This is a genomic window from Empedobacter sp. UBA7252 (assembly GCF_002472765.1).
GTDB lineage: Bacteria > Bacteroidota > Bacteroidia > Flavobacteriales > Weeksellaceae > Empedobacter > Empedobacter falsenii_B.
This window is the reverse complement of record NZ_DKSQ01000078.1, coordinates 1-18,480: the sequence shown is the minus strand read 5'-3', so window position 1 is coordinate 18,480 and position 18,480 is coordinate 1. Positions and strand designations below refer to the sequence as shown.

At 33.0% G+C, this 18,480-nt stretch carries 21 protein-coding genes; 5 read left to right on the top strand and 16 right to left on the bottom strand.

The genetic code is table 11. The annotated features are described in order from the left end of the window. Positions 1-361, top strand: a 361-nt coding sequence (locus B2X73_RS11450; RefSeq protein WP_291096457.1) for an SDR family oxidoreductase, incomplete at its 5' end; no start/stop codon positions are given. Between the two features lie 6 nt (positions 362-367). Continuing rightward, positions 368-712 (top strand): hypothetical protein, encoded by a 345-nt coding sequence (locus B2X73_RS11445; RefSeq protein WP_291078224.1) that lies wholly within the window; start codon positions 368-370, stop codon positions 710-712. Between the two features lie 228 nt (positions 713-940). On the opposite strand, the gene B2X73_RS11440 is transcribed toward B2X73_RS11445, so the two are convergent. The 4 genes from B2X73_RS11440 to B2X73_RS11425 all read right to left on the bottom strand — a co-directional run bounded on the left by B2X73_RS11440 (position 941) and on the right by B2X73_RS11425 (position 4,054). Further along, positions 941-1,540: a Crp/Fnr family transcriptional regulator gene (locus tag B2X73_RS11440; RefSeq protein ID WP_291078223.1), complete on the bottom strand. Its 600-nt coding sequence runs from the start codon at positions 1,538-1,540 to the stop codon at positions 941-943. Positions 1,541-1,731: 191 nt separating this feature from the next. Then, positions 1,732-2,298, bottom strand: a complete 567-nt coding sequence (locus B2X73_RS11435) for a ferritin-like domain-containing protein (protein WP_291096455.1) — start codon at positions 2,296-2,298, stop codon at positions 1,732-1,734. Positions 2,299-2,355: 57 nt separating this feature from the next. Further along, positions 2,356-2,988, bottom strand: coding sequence for a KGG domain-containing protein (locus B2X73_RS11430; RefSeq protein ID WP_291078221.1), 633 nt, complete (start codon positions 2,986-2,988; stop codon positions 2,356-2,358). A 439-nt stretch (positions 2,989-3,427) separates the two neighbouring features. Next, a complete protein-coding gene (locus B2X73_RS11425) occupies positions 3,428-4,054 on the bottom strand; it encodes a hypothetical protein (protein ID WP_291078220.1) in 627 nt (208 codons plus the stop codon). A 498-nt stretch (positions 4,055-4,552) separates the two neighbouring features. Between B2X73_RS11425 and B2X73_RS11420 the strand changes: the two genes are divergently transcribed. After that, positions 4,553-6,838 carry a GH92 family glycosyl hydrolase gene (locus B2X73_RS11420; RefSeq protein WP_291096453.1) on the top strand — a complete coding sequence of 762 codons (2,286 nt, stop codon included), beginning with the start codon at positions 4,553-4,555 and terminating at the stop codon, positions 6,836-6,838. A gap of 85 nt (positions 6,839-6,923) precedes the next feature. Continuing rightward, complete coding sequence (locus tag B2X73_RS11415; protein ID WP_291096451.1) at positions 6,924-7,055, top strand: hypothetical protein; 132 nt, start codon at positions 6,924-6,926, stop codon at positions 7,053-7,055. Positions 7,056-7,102: 47 nt separating this feature from the next. Here B2X73_RS11415 and B2X73_RS11410 read toward each other — a convergent pair whose 3' ends face one another. Continuing rightward, on the bottom strand, positions 7,103-7,537 hold the full coding sequence (locus B2X73_RS11410) for an FKBP-type peptidyl-prolyl cis-trans isomerase (RefSeq protein WP_180906699.1): 435 nt from the start codon (positions 7,535-7,537) through the stop codon (positions 7,103-7,105). A gap of 87 nt (positions 7,538-7,624) precedes the next feature. Here B2X73_RS11410 and B2X73_RS11405 point away from each other — a divergent pair, with 87 nt between their 5' ends. Continuing rightward, complete coding sequence (locus tag B2X73_RS11405) at positions 7,625-8,521, top strand: hypothetical protein (protein ID WP_286496263.1); 897 nt, start codon at positions 7,625-7,627, stop codon at positions 8,519-8,521. Positions 8,522-8,573: 52 nt separating this feature from the next. Here the strand turns inward: B2X73_RS11405 and B2X73_RS11400 are convergent, their stop codons facing one another. The 11 genes from B2X73_RS11400 to paaA all read right to left on the bottom strand — a co-directional run. Further along, complete coding sequence (locus B2X73_RS11400; RefSeq protein WP_219035115.1) at positions 8,574-9,329, bottom strand: enoyl-CoA hydratase/isomerase family protein; 756 nt, start codon at positions 9,327-9,329, stop codon at positions 8,574-8,576. A 208-nt stretch (positions 9,330-9,537) separates the two neighbouring features. After that, positions 9,538-11,589, bottom strand: coding sequence for a phenylacetic acid degradation bifunctional protein PaaZ (gene paaZ / locus B2X73_RS11395; protein ID WP_291096449.1), 2,052 nt, complete (start codon positions 11,587-11,589; stop codon positions 9,538-9,540). 151 nt (positions 11,590-11,740) lie between these two features. Further along, positions 11,741-12,334 (bottom strand): transferase hexapeptide repeat family protein, encoded by a 594-nt coding sequence (locus tag B2X73_RS11390; protein WP_219035117.1) that lies wholly within the window; start codon positions 12,332-12,334, stop codon positions 11,741-11,743. Positions 12,335-12,415: 81 nt separating this feature from the next. Continuing rightward, complete coding sequence (gene pcaF / locus B2X73_RS11385; RefSeq protein WP_286496259.1) at positions 12,416-13,621, bottom strand: 3-oxoadipyl-CoA thiolase; 1,206 nt, start codon at positions 13,619-13,621, stop codon at positions 12,416-12,418. Positions 13,622-13,672: 51 nt separating this feature from the next. Beyond that, entirely contained in the window at positions 13,673-14,086 is a 414-nt protein-coding gene (gene paaI, locus B2X73_RS11380) for a hydroxyphenylacetyl-CoA thioesterase PaaI (protein WP_291052331.1), read from the bottom strand. Between the two features lie 13 nt (positions 14,087-14,099). Next, positions 14,100-15,257 (bottom strand): 3-hydroxyacyl-CoA dehydrogenase NAD-binding domain-containing protein, encoded by a 1,158-nt coding sequence (locus tag B2X73_RS11375; protein ID WP_291047580.1) that lies wholly within the window; start codon positions 15,255-15,257, stop codon positions 14,100-14,102. A gap of 3 nt (positions 15,258-15,260) precedes the next feature. Next, positions 15,261-16,046, bottom strand: coding sequence for an enoyl-CoA hydratase-related protein (locus B2X73_RS11370; protein WP_038335712.1), 786 nt, complete (start codon positions 16,044-16,046; stop codon positions 15,261-15,263). Between the two features lie 6 nt (positions 16,047-16,052). Beyond that, positions 16,053-16,541, bottom strand: coding sequence for a 1,2-phenylacetyl-CoA epoxidase subunit PaaD (gene paaD / locus B2X73_RS11365; protein ID WP_219035122.1), 489 nt, complete (start codon positions 16,539-16,541; stop codon positions 16,053-16,055). Further along, the gene (gene paaC, locus B2X73_RS11360) at positions 16,535-17,311 is read right to left on the bottom strand and encodes a 1,2-phenylacetyl-CoA epoxidase subunit PaaC (protein WP_219035123.1); all 777 of its coding nucleotides are present in this window, start codon (positions 17,309-17,311) and stop codon (positions 16,535-16,537) included. Before paaC ends, paaD begins: the two co-directional genes overlap by 7 nt. A gap of 3 nt (positions 17,312-17,314) precedes the next feature. Further along, positions 17,315-17,602, bottom strand: coding sequence for a 1,2-phenylacetyl-CoA epoxidase subunit PaaB (gene paaB / locus B2X73_RS11355; RefSeq protein WP_038335709.1), 288 nt, complete (start codon positions 17,600-17,602; stop codon positions 17,315-17,317). Between the two features lie 4 nt (positions 17,603-17,606). Next, the coding region (paaA, locus tag B2X73_RS11350) for a 1,2-phenylacetyl-CoA epoxidase subunit PaaA (RefSeq protein WP_291096447.1) at positions 17,607-18,480 on the bottom strand (874 nt) is incomplete at its 5' end.

The following is an 18,480-nucleotide window of genomic DNA, read 5'->3' as shown; positions in this document are numbered from 1 at the left end:
GCAAAAAGGAAGTACCATCATTAATACCACTTCAGTTACTGCTTATAGGGGAAGTCCAAAATTAATTGATTATGCTGCCAGCAAAGGAGCTATCGTCTCATTTACAAGAAGCTTATCTGCTAATTTAGTAAAAAAAGGAATTAGAGTAAATGCTGTTGCACCTGGTCCTGTTTGGACACCTCTTATTGTATCTTCTTTTGAACCTGAAAAAATTGCGACATTTGGAAGTGACAAACCTATGGAAAGAGCTGCTATGCCAAATGAAATTGCTCCTGCTTTTTTATTTTTAGCTTCAGAAGATGCTCGTTTTATTACGGGACAAGTAATCCATCCAAATGGTGGAGAAATCATAAACGGCTAAAGAAATATGAAAAAATTAGATTATACTCATTCAGAACATGAGTTTTTATGTTTAATTAATGAATTTATTTTTGGATCTACAACTGCACATTTGATTCTTGATCCCCCATTTATTATTAAATCGCTTGAGAAAATTAGTCAAACTACTTTATGTAAACAAAAAAAAGAATTTTTAAAAAATATAATTACTGACTACAAAACATCAGTATTCGAATTTCTTGACAAGAATAATTATTCACATGGAGAAATCTGTCTAACAAAAAAAATGTTAATTCATTTTTATTCAAACTTTTCTTACAATAAGGTAAAAAAAGAACAAGAGTTAATAAAATTGATACATAGAGATTTATAAATAATATTAGCCCATTATTATTTGTATACAATTAATAATGGGCTAATAAAAATAATCAAATTATTTTCTACTATTTCTTCTCTTTTTTCTTTTTTTGAGCCAAAAAAATAAAAATATACATCCTCCTATAAGCATTATTATATAAGCAAATATATGAAGGCTAGATAAAAAAAATTCTTTAAATTGTGGGAACATAATAGTTATTTTTAGGAGTTTAACAAATTCTTTTTAATACAGTATTTTTCCCTTTTGTAACCTTAACATATTCTGAGATTCCATTAACTTGACCGTTCGAATTACAGTTTCTACACACATTCCTGTTATACCAGCTAATTGCTGTCGTGTTAAATCTATTTTAAAAGAAAAAGGTACTGTTGATTCTATAGCATTATTTTTCAAATAATCCAATAATCCTTTCATTCTAATAATGGGATTATTAATGGAATTATTTTGCATCATAAGAAACTTATAATGCAATTTCTCTGACATACAACGACTAAGATTTATGTATATGCAAGGATTAGATTCCAATAATTCTAAAAAATTAGTTTTACTTAATCTTATCAATAGGGTATCTTCTAGAACTTGTGCGTTCATCGGGTACAATCCTTCTAAAAACAAGAAACATTCTCCTACGCTATTTCCTGGTAATAGAATGTTTTGTATAGATTCTTTCCCTTCTTCATTAAAATGATTAACTTTAACTTTTCCTACAATAATCTGATAATAAAAAGAAGGATGAGCACCTTCCGTAAATACAGTTTCTCCATTCTTAAAATAGACTCTTTCAGCACCAAACTGATACAATAATTTTTCATCAATAAGCATAGTATTAATCTTTTGTGGTTTGTTTTTAAAGTATAGTAATAGAGACAGAAATCGTTTTAAAAAGATTCAATAAATATGCCACAGGATAAATCAGTATGTTAAACTTTCTGAGTATAATCCTTTTCAAATAAAAAGATCTCTTATTAATATTTATTCATAAAAAAATATTAATAAGAGATTTAATCACAAAACTAATTTTCTTCTTCCGCTTCAAAATTGATTAAAGTTTCAGCAATTTCAGTAAGATTATCATGCGTTTCTTCTTCTTCAGACAATGTTTTTTCAAGTAAATCAGCAACCTTTTCATGTTCCATTGTCAAAGCTAACTGCACAAGTCCTCCATACGTTGCAATTTCATAATGTTCAATTTTTTGAGCTGCAATAATCAAAGCTGCGTCACGCGTCATCGACCCGTCTTTAGTAGATTTTATAATCTCTTCTGCCTCTTTTATTAATCCTTTTATCGCTTCACATTCTTTTTTATCTGCTTTTTCATCGAGTAAACTAAAAACTTTTTCTAATCGGCTGATATGCTTTTTGGTTTGTAATTGATGATCCTCAAAAGCATCTTGTAGCTCTTCATTTGTAGCAGATTTTTCCATTTTTTCTAATCCATCAATTAATGCATGTTCAGCATAGTATATGTCTTTAAGTGCAGAAATAAAAAATTTATGCAATTCTGATTTTTTCATTTTATCATCAATGTTTTCGGTTGATTTATCCATTGAATCAATTTGTTGGGACTCTTTCTTTGTCATAATTATTCACTTTTTTATATAAAAATTGCCCCTCCTAAAAGAGGCAATACAAAACAATTAACCATTTCTTCTACCTCCAAAACCTGAACGGCTTGAATTTGAAGAACGCCCGCGTTGATTAGAAGATCGTCCACCTCCATGGGATGCTCTACCTCCCATACGCGCAATACGCGTACGTTCTGCTTTACTCATTGAAGCAAATCCTCTTTTTGAAGTTCCCGATCCACTCTCTGAATTTCTGCTATTCCCACTTCTTGATGAATTGCTTCGAGAACTAGAAGAAGAATTAGAAGTAGATCTTCTGTTATTAGTTCGTGATGATGAAGAACGGTTACCACGAGCAGAAGATCGATTATTAGAAGAAACAAATCTACCCATACTATCTCGTTGTGGCGTATTTCTTCTATTTCCTCTCCTATTATCCTGATAATCTTCATCCTCATAATCTTCGTCTTCGTAATCATCATCGTCATAGTCATAGTCATCATCGTCATAGTCATCATCTTGATAACCGCTTATAAAATCATCATAGTCTTCTTCATAATCAGAAAAATCATCATCATAATCTTCATCTTGTGATGCATCATTAAAACCATGATCATAACCCAGCTGATAAATTTCTTCTAAGGTTGATTTTGCATTGTTTGAATTACTATGCGAATTGTGGTTGTTTGAATTACTTCTTTTCATAATTGTAGCTTTGTAATTTATGACACAAATTGACTAGTATTTATTATGGCATAAATTGGATTTAACTTGTATTGAAATACTAATTAGATTTCATTCTATGGCTAAATTATTCACATAAAGATTGTGGTATTATGACTCAAATCATATTAGTATAAAAAGCTTTTCAATTCTTAAAATCAATACATTAAAAAAAATACCCGCAATATTTAGCGGGTATTAAAAAAGAATAAAACATTAATAAATGTGATATGTAAAAGTAATTAATTTAACCTTGTTTTTTTCCAATAAGGAGTCGTAATACTAAGGAAATAAAAGCCATAAATAATAGAAAATGTACAATTCCATGATAGCTTATACCTAATCCAAAGTATATTAATCCCCAGAAAATTATTAGAATGGTTGCTATTAACACAAATGTATTTCTCATCTCAGTTTTAATTTAAAAGTTAATTAAGCCTTCACATAAACATTTCCATTCTAATTTAGCTATTCCAAACATTCCTCCTAAAGCAATAATGAAGTTTCTAAAAAAATTAATTAAGTTTGTATGACTTAAATTAGGATGTTCATTTCGACCATATACTCCTATTTTGATTAAATTATTATCTTTACTTATTCGAAAAGTTGAGGTCGACTTTTTACTATAAAAATGAGCAATTAATTTGCTGTTTTTTTTATTTGGAGAACTAGATGGGGAACAAATAAAAGACAAACTTGCTTGATTGTAATCAATAGATTTTTGCTCGCAAATTGATACTATTTTTACCCAATCAAATCCATTTTCACCAAAAGTTCCAGGTCCTGGTATATCAATTCGTATATAATCTCCAACAATTGGTAAACGATTAACATGAGCTCCACTTTCGTCAAACAATCTAAAATCAGCAGAAGATTCACCACAGAAATGTTTCCAATTATTTATAGAAAGAAATCTACATCTTAGTATTTGGTAACAATCATCAATTAATCCATTATCATTGAAATATCTATTACTTTCTGTATCATGAAAGCCTCCTCCTATTTGTTTTGGAATTTCATCATAAGTTTTTGTTAGATTTTTTTTCATCTTTTACATAATGTATGAATTAACATTAACGAAATTAGCGGCATCTATTTCATATATTTATGATTGAGGTCATATTTTTAGTAAAGAAATTTTTAAATTATATATTGTTCTTTAAGGTTGAAGATAATTGTACTTTAGAAAAAGTAAAGAAAAAGATCTTTATTTTAATACTTCCTAATCTAAAAAATATTCTACTTTTATTAGTAGCTTTTTTAGGGAAGATTACATTACAATCTATTAACTTGAAACCGTAAATTTATAAAAAATGTAATCAGGATATTTTGAGGCTGAATAATAAGGTTTTGTATATTAGATTTTTTTGAAAAAAGGGGATTATTTAAATTTAGGAACCTGAATTCCGACATTGCTTGCTAATTATATTCCTGAAATGGTTTTATAAAATAATTATGAAAGGAAAGTTGAAAAGCTTTCCTTTCTTTTTTGATTTCGATGATTTATTTTAACTTTAGATTAAATTAATACTTGAAAACGAAATCGATGCAAACAAAATTAGTAATCGCTCTACTTTCACTCAATTCTCTTGCTTTTGCGCAGCAACAGAATTTAGTAAAATATGTCAATCCCATGATTGGAACAGAAAAAATGGGACATACTTTCCCTGGCGCAACTGTTCCTTTTGGCGCTGTTCAATTAAGCCCAGAAACAGATTCTATTCCTTATGCTATCAACCACAAATACAATCCAAAAGTTTATGATTATTGTGCGGGTTATCGTTTTGAAGATAAAACAATAACTGGATTTAGTCATACACATTTTAATGGAACAGGACATTCTGATTTGGGTGATTTCTTAATTATGCCAACAGTTGGAAAATTAAAATTAAATCCCGGAACTGCTCAAAATCCTGAGAGTGGTTATCGTTCTCGATTTTCGCATCAAAACGAAACTGCCGAAGCGGGATATTACAGAGTGAAATTGGATGATTACAATATTTGGGCAGAAATGACCGCTTCTACGCGAGTTGGTTTTCATCAGTATACATTTCCAAAATCAGTTGATTCGCATATTATTTTGGATTTGAATGCTGGAATTTATAATTATGATGACAAAAATACATGGACATATGTTCGCGTGGTGAATGACACATTGATTACGGGTTATAGACAAACACGAGGTTGGGCAAGAAATAGAACGGTTTATTTTGCGATGACTTTTTCAAAATCATTTAAAAATTATGGACAGAAAAATGAAGACGGACAAGTTGATTACAAAGGTTTTTGGCGCAAATGGAACGAAACTCAGAATTTTCCATTAATCGAAGGAAAAAAGATCAAAATGTATTTCGATTTTGATACAGAAAAAGATGAAAAAGTAAAGATCAAATTTGCGATTTCTCCAGTCAGTCAAACCAATGCGTTAGAAAATCTGACAACAGAAATTCCACATTGGAATTTTGAACAAGTGCGTAATGAAGCAAAAGAAAATTGGAACAAGGAATTGAATCGAATTCAGATTAAAGCTTCAGAAAATGATAAAATAAATTTCTATACAGCGATGTATCATACCTTCATCAATCCGACAACTTATATGGATGTGAATGGGCAGTACAAAGGTTTGGATCAAGAAATTCATCAAGCTAAAGATTTTACAAATTACACCACTTTTTCTCTTTGGGATACCTATCGTGCATTGCATCCGTTATTCAATATCATTCAACCAAAACGCAACAATGACATGGTAAAATCGATGATGAAACATTATGAGCAAAATCCAATAAAAATGTTGCCAATTTGGTCGCATTATGCCAACGAAAACTGGTGTATGAGTGGCTATCATTCTGTTACAGTTGTTGCAGATGCGATTGTAAAAGGTGTTTATAACGGAGATGCAAATGCTGCTTTGGACGCGTGTATTGTTACGGCAAATAAACGTGATTATGAAGGAATTGGCGATTATATCGACAAAGGTTATATTCCAGCTGAGAAAAATGGTACATCAATTTCGAATACGTTAGAATATGCTTTCGATGATTGGTCGATTGCGCAAGCTGCAAAAAAATTGAATCGAATGGATATATATGAAACATTTATGAAGCGTTCTGAGAATTGGAAAAATAATTATGATGTTTCGATTGGATTTATGCGTCCTCGATTAGCGGATGGAAGTTTCAAGAAAGAATTTGATCCATTGAATACACATGGACAAGGTTTTATTGAAGGAAATTCGTGGAATTTTAGCTTTTTTGTTCCTCAAAATCCAAATGGATTAATTGAAGCAATGGGCGGAAAAAAGAAGTTTGGAGCAAAATTGGACGAATTATTTACGATGCATTTGCCTGACGAATATTTTGCGGAGACAGAAGACATTACGCGTGAAGGAATAATTGGTGGTTATGTTCATGGAAATGAGCCGGCACACCATGTTGCGTATTTGTATAATTGGGCGGGACAAGCGTGGAAAACCCAAGAAAAAATCAGAATGATTTTGGATATTCAATACAAGCCTACGCCTGATGGTTTGGGTGGAAATGATGATACTGGACAAATGAGTGCGTGGTATATTTTTAGCGCTTTAGGTTTTTATCCTGTTCAGCAAGGATCGACAGATTACGCAATTGGGAGTCCTTTGGTAGATCATGCTATATTGAATTTAGAGAATGGAAAACAATTTGAAATTGAAGTGAAAAATCAATCGAAGAGAAATGTTTACATCCAGAAAATTGAGTTGAATGGAAAAACTTATTCATCTTTAAATTTGAATCATTTCGATATTGTGAATGGCGGAAAAATTACGTTCTACATGAGTGATAAACCTAAAAAATAAACGTTAAATATTTTATAATTAAACAAATAAGTTTGACTACTTGAGGAATAATGATTAATTTAATTCAAATTTAAAACCAAGAAAAATGGCTGAAAAAGCAAAAAAAGAAGAAAATCATTTACAAGTTTTAGTGGATAAATTAAAAGATCCAAAACATAAACAATTAGTTCAAACGAATCGTTTAAAGAAAAAACGTCGCAATAACGCAAAAAATTAAGCATAAAAAAACCACTTTTAATGAAGTGGTTTTTTTATTTAAATATTTTATAAAATCCCCATCAATTCTACTTCGAAAATCATGGTAGAATAAGGTCCTAATTCTTTTGAAATCTCTCTGTCTTTGTAACCAATTTCTGGTTTTACAACAAATCTAAATTTACTTCCAACTGGCATTAATTGTACTCCTTCTGCCCAACCTTTTATTACATTTTCCAAAGGAAAAGCTGCAGGTTTCTTGCGTAGAACCGAACTATCAAAAACTTCTCCGTTGATATTTGTTCCATGATAATGACACAAAACCGTATCAGATAAAGTTGGCTTCACTCCTTCTCCCATCGTGATTACTTCGTACAATAATCCACTTTCGGTTTCGGTTACACCTTCTTTCAATTTATATTCTTCTCGAAAAGCTAAACCTTCTGTTTTGTTCTTTTCGATCAATTCTTGTTTGCGTTTTAATAATAATTCAGCTACTCCCATACTGCAAATTTAAAAGGAATATTTTTAATTATAGCATATTAATCATTTCTACAAATTAGTTTACTTTTAATGAAATTATACAACTAAATGAAAAAGATAATATTTTCGTTACTTTTTACTATTATTTCAATTGTAATTTTCGGGCAGAATATCGTAAAAGAAATACCATTTCGATTAACAAAATACAACAATATTTTAGTACCAGTTATTATCAATCAAAAAGATACGGTGCAATTGATGTTACATACAGGCTCTGATTATATTACAATTATTGAAGATTCGTATAAAAAAATGAAATCTATTTCGATTTCTGATACCTTAAACAATGTGACATCTTGGGCTGGATATTCGGATATGAAAATGAGTCAAAGCAATGTGATTAAATTTGGTAATGAAGAGTTCAGCAAAATTCCAATTTTTATTGACAAACAATCTGGACATGAGAGTGATGGAAAAATTGGTTTGAAATTTTTTGAAGGAAAATATTTAGAAATCAATTTTGATGAGAATAAATTATATGTTTATGATAAAGCTCCTACCAAACTAAAAAAGTATACAAAATTAAATTCGAGATATTCTCAAGAAACACTGTATATAAAAGCTTTTCCATTTATTGACAAAAAACCGATTGAAACAGAGTTTATGATTCACACAGGTTTTTCTGGAGCATTGATGATTTCGGATGATTTTGCCAAAGAAAATAAATTATTAGAAAAATTTGAAATTATTGGAGAATCAAAACTAAATGATGCTGCTGGTAATGTAATACTTTCCAAAAAATCAATTTTACCTAATTTCGAATTGGCAAATCAAACATTCAAAAATGTACCAATGTCATTTTTTGATAGTACAATAAAAATTCAACACAAAAATATTATGGGTGGCGATTTGATTAAACGTTTCAATCTAATTCTCAATCCAGAAAAAGATATTTTATATGTAAAGAAAAGTAAATATTATAAAGACGAGTATTTTAAATTATAAAAAAAATCCACTTCATTTTGAAGTGGATTTTTTTATAAACTATATTGTATTCTTATTTTGCTTTGAATTTGTTAATCGCGTTAATCGTAAATTCTGATAAAACTAATTCACCCGAAATTTTTGCACGCTCGATTAATAACTCATCCCAATTTTCTGTTCCTTCCCAAGAAACACGTTTCAAATGTTTCATTGCTTCTGGATTTGAATTAGCTAATTTTTTAGCTAAAATATCGATGCCTTCATCCATTTCAACTGAATTTGCATAAACTTCTGCATACAAACCTTTTTCTTTAGCCCATTCAGCCGACTGAAATTCAGTTGCATTAATCGCCATTTGTGTAAAAGCAGAATTTCCAACTTTACGTTCTACAGCAGGTCCAACTACAAACGGTCCGATACCTACTGCTAATTCTGATAACTTTACAGATGCAAATTCTGTTGCAAAAGTATAATCTGCTGCCGAAGCAATTCCAACTCCACCTCCGACTGCTTTACCTTGAATACGTGCTAAAACAAATTTTGGTGCTTTGCGAATTGCGTTGATAACATGTGCAAATCCTGAGAAAAATTCTAGACCAGTTTCACGATCTTTGATTGAAATTAATTCGTCAAAAGATGCACCAGCACAGAATGTTCTATCTCCAGCACTTTTTAAAACAATAACTTTTACTTCGTCATCGTTTCCTAATTTTTCAATTTCTGTTGCTAAATTTCTTAATTGAGAACCTGGCATTGAATTACTTTGCGGGTGAAAGAATTCAATTGTACCAATTCCATTTTGTATATCTGATTTTACGTATGCTTCCATATCTAATTTGATAATTTTTTTAAATGTGGTAATGAGCAAATTTAACTAATAAATTATTCATTATATGTTTAATTGTTTGAATCAAAACAATTAATAATTTGAGATGCTTCGACATGCTCAGCATGACAAATATTTCACGTAATTTTTCAATTTGAAAATGATTCTAAATCATCTTCTCATTAACAAATTACCACATTCTCACATTATATTAATCTTGATTTAATTTTTTAACCATTGTTAAAATTGTTGCAATACCAACTGTTTCTCCCGTTTCGTCGTAAATATCAACCAACCAACGAACAATTCCTTTTGCCAAATCGTTTTCATCTTTTTTCTCTTGATCGATTTTTTCTTTACACGTAAAACGCACTCCAATTGTAGAACCTGGATATACAGGCTTCACAAAACGACATTCATCTAAACCATAGTTTAATAAAACTGGACCTTTTTTCGCTAAAACAAATAAACCTGCCGCTTTAGACAATAAATAGTATCCGTGAGCAACATTACGCTCAAAAATAGTTCCTTCTAAAGAAGTTGCGTCAACATGTGCATAGAAATTATCCCCAGATAAAGCTGCAAATGCATTAATATCTGATTGTTGAATCGTATGTTTTGCTGTGATTAATGTATCACCAACTTTAACTTCTTCGAAATGCTTCGCGAATGGATGTTTATCTTCTTCGATATAATTTGCTCCATATTGGTATTGTTGAGTAACAGCTGTTAGTTTATTTGGAGAACCCTGGATTGCTGTACGTTGCATATAGTGTAATACACCACGCTTACCTCCCATTTCTTCTCCTCCACCTGCACGACCTGGACCTCCGTGTACTAATAATGGAAGTGGTGATCCGTGACCTGTAGACTCTTTGATACATTCTGCATCCAAAATAACGATACGTCCGTGTAAAGAACCTGCATTCAATACAAATTCTGTTGCGATATCATTATCCGCAGTAACAATCGAACAAACTAACGATCCTTTCCCCATACGAACTAACTCAATTGCTTCAGCAGTTCCGTTGTAAGGAATAATTGTAGAAACTGGTCCAAAAGCTTCGATGTTGTGAACATCAGTTTTATTGAATGGATCGTTGTTTAAAAATAAAATTGGAGAAATGAAAGAACCTTTGTTTTTATCAGCACCTTTCACTTCGAAATTATCTAAGTTTCCAAAAATAATTTCTTGCGATTTAGCTAATTCTTCTACTTTCTCACGAACTTCTTTAACTTGCGCTGCTCCCGCCAAAGCTCCCATACGAACACCTTCCACATTTGGGTCTCCAATTGTAGTCGTTGCCAAACGTTGTCCTAAAGCAATTTGTACATCCTCAACCAAATGAGCTGGAACCAACGCACGACGAACCGCTGTACATTTTTGTCCTGCTTTAGTTGTCATTTCACGTGTAACCTCTTTAATAAAAATATCAAATTCTAGTGAGCCAACTTGTACATCTTCTCCTAAAACACAAGCGTTTAAAGAATCTGCTTCTAAGTTGAATGGAACACCTTCTGAAGTAATTCTTGGATGTGCTTTTAACATTTGTCCTGTCCAAGCAGAACCTGTAAATGTTACAACATCTTCTGACTCTACATTATCTAAAATTCCGTTTGCTGAACCTGTGATTAATTGTAAAGCACCGTCAGGTAAAATTCCAGATTCAATGATTGCACGAACAACAGTTTCCGTTAAGAAAGAAGTAATTGTCGCAGGTTTTACAATAGCTGGAACTCCAGCCAATAAATTAACCGCAACTTTTTCTAACATTCCCCAAACTGGGAAATTGAATGCATTAATATGAATTGCAACACCTCGTTTTGGTGTTAAAATATGTGTACCTAAGAATGTTCCGTTTTTAGAGATTTTATGCGTTTCTCCTTCAACATAAAATGGTTGATCTCCGAATTGACGTCGTAAAGATGCATTGGCAAATAAGTTTCCAATTCCTCCTTCAATATCAACCCAAGAATCTGCACGAGTCGCACCTGTTGCCCAAGAAACCGTGTAAAATTCTTCTTTACGATCCATTAAGTATAAGGCTAATTTTTTCAACATTAAACCTCTTTCTTGGAACGTCATTTTACGTAAAACTGGTCCACCAACTGTACGTGCATAATCCATCATCGCACCGAAATCTAATCCAGCTGATGATGCAGTTCCTATTTCTTCGCCATTGATGGCGTTATATAACATTTGCCCTTCAGACGAACCTTTTGTCCATTGTCCTAAAGCATAATTTTCTAATTGTTTAGCCATTTTTATGTTGTTTGTGTATTTTTTTAGTTATAAGTCGTAAGTATTAAGTTATAAGTTTTTGTCATTCTGAGTTCATCTCAGAATCTCATTAAATTTAAGTGTGATACTGAAACAAGTTCAGTATGACATTTTACATAATACTTTTTACATTTTACTTACTTTCATTCCACGTTTTATAATTCGAAGCCATTGACTCGTAATAATAATCTGGAACTTCTGTTAATGGTTCACAAGGTTTTAAACTATCATGACAATCACTTGGTAATTGCATATATTGTTGAGTACCTTGATCTTTCCATTCGATCATTTGATCCGAAACTTGTTTTACGATTTTTGCAGGATTTCCAACCACAACACTTCTTGTCGGAATATGTGTATCAGCCTTTACAAAAGCTAAAGCACCAACAATACATTCGTCTTCTACCACAACATTATCCATAACAACTGCATTCATCCCAACCATACAATTACGACCAATTGTTGCGCCGTGAATAATTGCGCCGTGACCGATATGCGCTTTTTCTTTTAAATGAACTGTTGTTCCTGGAAACATATGAATCGTACAATTTTCTTGTACATTGCAATTATCTTCGATAATAATTTGTCCCCAATCACCACGTAACGCACAACCTGGACCAATGTAAACATCTTTCCCAATAATCACATTTCCTGTCACCACAGCTTGCGGATGAATAAATGCTGTTGGATGAACAACGGGTTTATATCCTTTGAATTCGTAAATCATTTTTCTAATATAGTTTTTCGTTTGACGAAATTCGAACTTAGTATTACTCGAAAAACTAACTTCGAATTTCGAATAACTATTTTATGCTCTTTCAATAATTACAGCGTAACCTTGTCCTAAACCGATACACATTGTAACCAATGCATAACGTTTTCCTGTAGCTTGTAATTCGTAAGCCGCAGAATTTAAGATACGCGCTCCTGACATTCCAAGTGGATGTCCTAAAGCGATAGCTCCACCATTTGGATTGATACGAGAATCGTTATCTACTAAACCTAATGCACGCGTACATGCTAAAGATTGCGCTGCAAAAGCTTCATTTAATTCAATTACATCAATATCATTCATTGTTAAACCAGCTTTTTCTAATGCAATTTTAGTTGCATTCACTGGTCCAATTCCCATAATGCGAGGCTCAACACCTGCAACACCAGAAGAAACAATACGTGCCATTGGTGTTAAACCAAAATCTTTAATCGCTTGTTCAGAAGCTAAAATATTCGCTGCCGCACCATCATTAAGCCCAGAAGCATTACCCGCAGTTACCGTTCCATCTGCTTTGAAAGCTGGGCGTAACTTTGATAAAATCTCCATTGTTGTATTATTCTTTGGGAATTCATCTATATCAAAAATAATAGCATCACCTTTACGTTGTGGAATAACAACAGGAACAATCTCTTTCGCTAAACGTCCATTCGCTTGCGCAGCAGCCGTTTTTTGTTGAGACCAAACCGCAAATAAATCTTGATCATCACGCGAAATATTATCACGCTCTGCTAAATTTTCAGCTGTATTACCCATTCCATCAACTCCCCACATTTCTTTCATTTTTGGGTTAATAAAACGCCAACCAAAAGTTGAGTCATAAATTTGTGCATCACCACCAAATGGAGAAGCCGATTTAGAAATTACTAAAGGTGCACGTGTCATCGATTCTGCTCCACCAGAAATCATTAATTGTGCATCACCAACCTGAATTGCTCTCGATGCTGCAATTGCAGCTGATAAGCCAGAAGCACATAAACGATTCACTGTTTCACCTGGAACTGTGTAAGGTAATCCAGATAATAAAGCCGACATACGAGCTATATTACGGTTATCCTCTCCTGCTTGATTTGCATTCCCTAAAATTACATCGTAGAATGCAGCAGGATCAATTGATGGATTTCTTTTTAATAATTCGGCGATTACCATTGCCCCCATATCATCTGGACGAACAGCAGATAATCCACCTTTTAATTTACCAATTGGAGTTCTAACTCCATCTATAATATATGTTTGGTTCATTGTTTTAAAGCTTTATGCCTAAAACTTTATGCTTTAGGCAATTTATAAAATTTATTCTTCAATTAAAGGTTTACCTGTTCTAAAGCAAGTTCCTTTAAATAAAGCAATTAATTCGTTGTTTTGATTTGTAACTTTGATATCGTAAATACCTGTTTTTTTCGTTGTCGAAACTTCTTGAGATTCAATGGTAAAAACATCTCCATTGCGTCCAGCTTTCGTAAATGAAATATGAACATCTAAAGCAACTGAGATATTATTGTACATATTGCACGAAAAAGCAAATGCAGAATCTGCCATCGCAAACGTAACGCCTCCGTGAACAGACCCCACTCCGTTCATCATTTCTGGACGAATTGCTGCTTGTAATTTTGCATATCCTTCTCTTACTTCAATTACTTCTAAACCTAACCATTCACTAAATTTATCGTGGTCAAGCATTGCATTTAATAACTTTTGTGATTCCATGTTTTGATATTTTTTAGTAGAATGTTTTGTTCTCTTTGACGAAATTTCTAATAATTGGACTTAAACGGTAACGGTCTTCGTGGTAATAATTGTACAATTCATCTAAATCGTTTTGTACATTTTCAAGACCATATTCATCCGCCCATTTCAATAGTCCTTTAGGGTAATTAACCCCTTTTGTCATCGCTGTATCTAAATCCTCACGGTTTGCAATGTTTAAAAATAAAGCATCAGCTGCTTCATTGATTAACATCACTAAAACGCGTTTGTAGATTTTTTCTAATAATGCTTGATCTTGAGATGGTGCTTTTTTCTCCACTCCTTCTGCATAATTGTAAAATCCACGACCAGATTTACGACCGTAAAATCCAGCTTCGAATAAACGTTTTTGAGAAAAAGATGGTTTAAATCTTGGATCATAAAAGAATGATTCGAAAACCGATTCGGTTACACGATAATTCACATCATGACCAATAAAATCCATTAATTCGAAGGGTCCCATACGGAAACCTCCAACAGAAGTCATCGCAAAGTCTATTGTTTCTGCATCTGCAACTCCTTCTTCTAATAAACGAATTGATTCGCTGTAGAATGGACGAGCCACACGATTTACTATAAATCCAGGAGTATCTTTTGTGATGACTGGTAATTTACCAACAGATTGAATCAATGCTTTTACTTCGTCTGCTAATCCTTCGCGTGTTTGTACGGCTGGAATAATTTCTACCAAAGCCATTAATGGTGCAGGGTTGAAAAAGTGGATTCCAATTACACGTTCTGGTTTAGAACAAGCAGATGCAATTGATGCGATTGATAATGAAGAAGTGTTTGACGCTAAAATACATTCGTCAGAAACGATTTCTTCCACTTGTTTGAAAACTGATTTTTTAATATCTAAGTTTTCAATAATTGCTTCAATCATCAAATCGATGGATGCAAAAGCACTTAAACTATCTGCATATTCGATATTGTTTTGAATTTCTTGTGCTTTTTCAGCAGTATATTTTTCTTTCGCCACTAACTTCTCGAAAGTCTTCGCTAAGTTTTGTTTTGAACGATCTAAAGCTTCTTTATTTGTGTCATATAAAACAACTGGATGACCATATTGAGCAAAAACTTGCGCAATTCCAGACCCCATTGCTCCACCACCAATAATTCCTATTTTTTTCATTTCTTACTCGCCTTTAAAAACAGGATTTCTTTTCTCGATAAATGCGTCTACACCTTCTTGATAATCTGATGTATTCCCTGATTTAGCTTGAAATAATCCTTCTTGAATTAATTGTTCTTCGATTGAATTATTAAATGTTTGATTCAATAATTTCTTTGTATAAGCCAAACCTTTTGTTGGAAGATTGGCTAATTTATCAGCAATCTTTGCAACTTCAGCATCGAAAATATCGTCAGCAAAAAACTCATAAATCATTCCGATTTCTTTTGCTTGAGCCGCCGAAACTTTATCTGCAAGCATCATTAAAGCAGTTGCTTTTTGAAGTCCAATTAAACGAGGTAAGAAATAAGTTCCTCCACAATCTGGGATTAAACCAATTTTAGAAAAAGCTTGAATGAAATTTGTCGATTCTTTCGCAACAACAATGTCACAAGCCAAAGCTAAATTTGCTCCCGCACCGGCAGCAACACCGTTTACAGCAGCAACAACTGGTTTGTCCATGTTTCTAATTTTAAGAACCAATGGATTGTAATTTTCTTGAACGATTTTATTGAAGTCGATTTCTTTTTCTTCTAAAACTTCTCCTAAATCTTGACCAGCGCAGAATGCTTTTCCCGTTCCAGTTAAAACCACTGCACGAACAGAAACATCTTGAGCTGCAACATCCAAGTGATGTTGAAGAGATTTAATCATTTCCTGATTAAAACTGTTAAAAACAGAAGGACGATTCAACGTAATCGTAGCAATTCCTCCCTCTTGTGTGTATAGGATTGATGTTGAATTTTCCATAATTTTTTAATGATGACATTTGAAATAATCAAATGGTTCGTGGCAACTATTGCATTGATACATAGCTTTACAGGCCGTAGAACCAAATTGACTGATAAGTCTGGTATCTGTAGAGCCACATTGTGGACATTCTACATTTTGTTCGTCTGAAAAGAGCTCATCGCTCGAAGGATTTTTAGTTGGAGGCGCAATTCCATAAGCCTTCATTTTTTGCTTTCCTTCTTCTGTCATCCAATCAGTTGACCACGAAGGGCTCAACTGATTAATGACATTGATATTTTTGAATCCTTTTTCGATTAATTTTAAACGAACAGAAATTGAAATTGCACTCATAGCAGGACATCCCGAATACGTTGGCGTAATTGTAACATTGACACTTTCTTGGTCAATTAATTCAATTTTACGCACAACACCAAGATCAATTACACTAATCACAGGAATTTCTGGATCAGCGACTTCCTCCATGTATTGCCAAATTTCTTTTTCGGTTACCATTGCGAATCTGGATAAGTTCTTTGTAAATATTGTAAATCTGTTAAGATAAATCCTAAATGCTCTGTATGAACACCTTCTTTACCTCCTTTTTGTACAAAAGCATTTTCTACATCAGCTTCGATTGTCGCTTCGTCTAAAATTACTTTTACATTTGTTAACCAAGTTGCTTGAAATTCTTCTGGACTTGAAATTAATCCTTCTTCAACTAAAGCTTTTTGGTAAGGTGCTAATAAAAACGCTTCTTTTACATAAGGTAAAATATTGTTTACAGCTTCCTGAATTTTATCGTGAGATTCTTGTGTTCCGTCTCCTAAACGAATCATCCATTCTGATGACCATTTTAAGTGATATTTTACCTCTTTCAATGATTTTTCAGCGATAGCTTGTAATTTAAGATCTTTTACTTTCAAGAATTGCTCTAACAATAACGCGTGGTAAGAATCGTAAAAGAACTGACGTGCAACCGTATCTCCGAAATGTCCGTTTGGTAATTCAACTAACAATAAGTTTTTATATTCACGCTCTTCACGTAACATTGCTAACGTATCTTCAGTTGCTCCATTCCCGATCATTTCAGCCGCATAGTCATAATAATTAGAAGTTTGACCTAATAAATCCAACGCCATATTAGACATTGCAATGTCTTGTTCTAAAATTGGACCATGACCACACCATTCGCATAAACGTTGTGCCAAAATTAGATTTGTATCCGCTAAATGCAAGATAAAATCAATGTAATTTTGATTGTTTTGATAAACTGTACTTGTCATAAATTACATGTTTTTAATTTCTTCTGGTACATCATAAAAAGTTGGATGACGGTAAACTTTGTCTTCTGCAGGATCAAAAAATTGTTCTGCTTCATCAGGATTAGAAGCATGGATATTAGCAGATTCTACTACCCAAATACTCACACCTTCTAAACGACGTGTATATACATCACGTGCATTTTCTAGTGCCATTGTAGCATCAGCAGCATGTAAGCTCCCAACGTGTTTGTGGTCTAACCCTTGTTTACTTCTAATGAATACTTCCCATAAAGGCCAATCTCTATTTTCCATCTTTTTATGCGTTTTTGCGTTGTTCTTTTTCTAATTCTCTTTGTTTTCTTTTTTCGTGGTAAGCTGTTGCAGCATCACGAACCCAAGCTCCTTCGTTGTGAGCATTACGGCGAGCATCCAAACGTTGTTTGTTACATTTACCGTTTCCTTTCACAACATTCCAGAATTCTTCCCAATCAATTTCTCCGAATTCGTAGTGACCTGTTTCTTCATTGAATTTTAGATCTGGATCTGGAATAGTTAATCCTAAATATTCGGCTTGAGGAATAGAAATATCCACGAAACGTTGACGTAATTCGTCATTCGAAAAACGTTTGATTCTCCATTTCATTGATAATTCTGAGTTTGATGATTCTTCATCTTTTGGTCCAAACATCATTAATGTAGGCCACCACCAACGATTCATTGCATCTTGCAACATCGCTTTTTGTTCTGGTGTTCCTTTTGATAATACCACTAATGCTTCGTAACCTTGTCTTTGGTGGAAAGATTCTTCTTTACAAACACGTACCATTGCGCGAGCATAAGGTCCGTAAGATGTACGACATAATGGAACTTGATTCAGAATCGCAGCTCCATCTACCAACCAACCAATCATTCCGATATCTGCCCAAGTAAGGGTTGGATAATTGAAGATTGATGAATATTTAGCTTTACCTGAATGTAAATCATTTAATGTTTGAATACGGGAAACACCTAATGTTTCAGCAGCACAATATAAGTATAATCCGTGACCAGCTTCGTCTTGAACTTTCGCTAATAAGATTTTCTTTCTATTTAATGAAGGCGCTCTTGTAATCCAGTTTGCTTCTGGTAACATCCCAACAATTTCTGAGTGAGCATGTTGAGAGATTTGTCTGATTAATGTTTTACGGTAT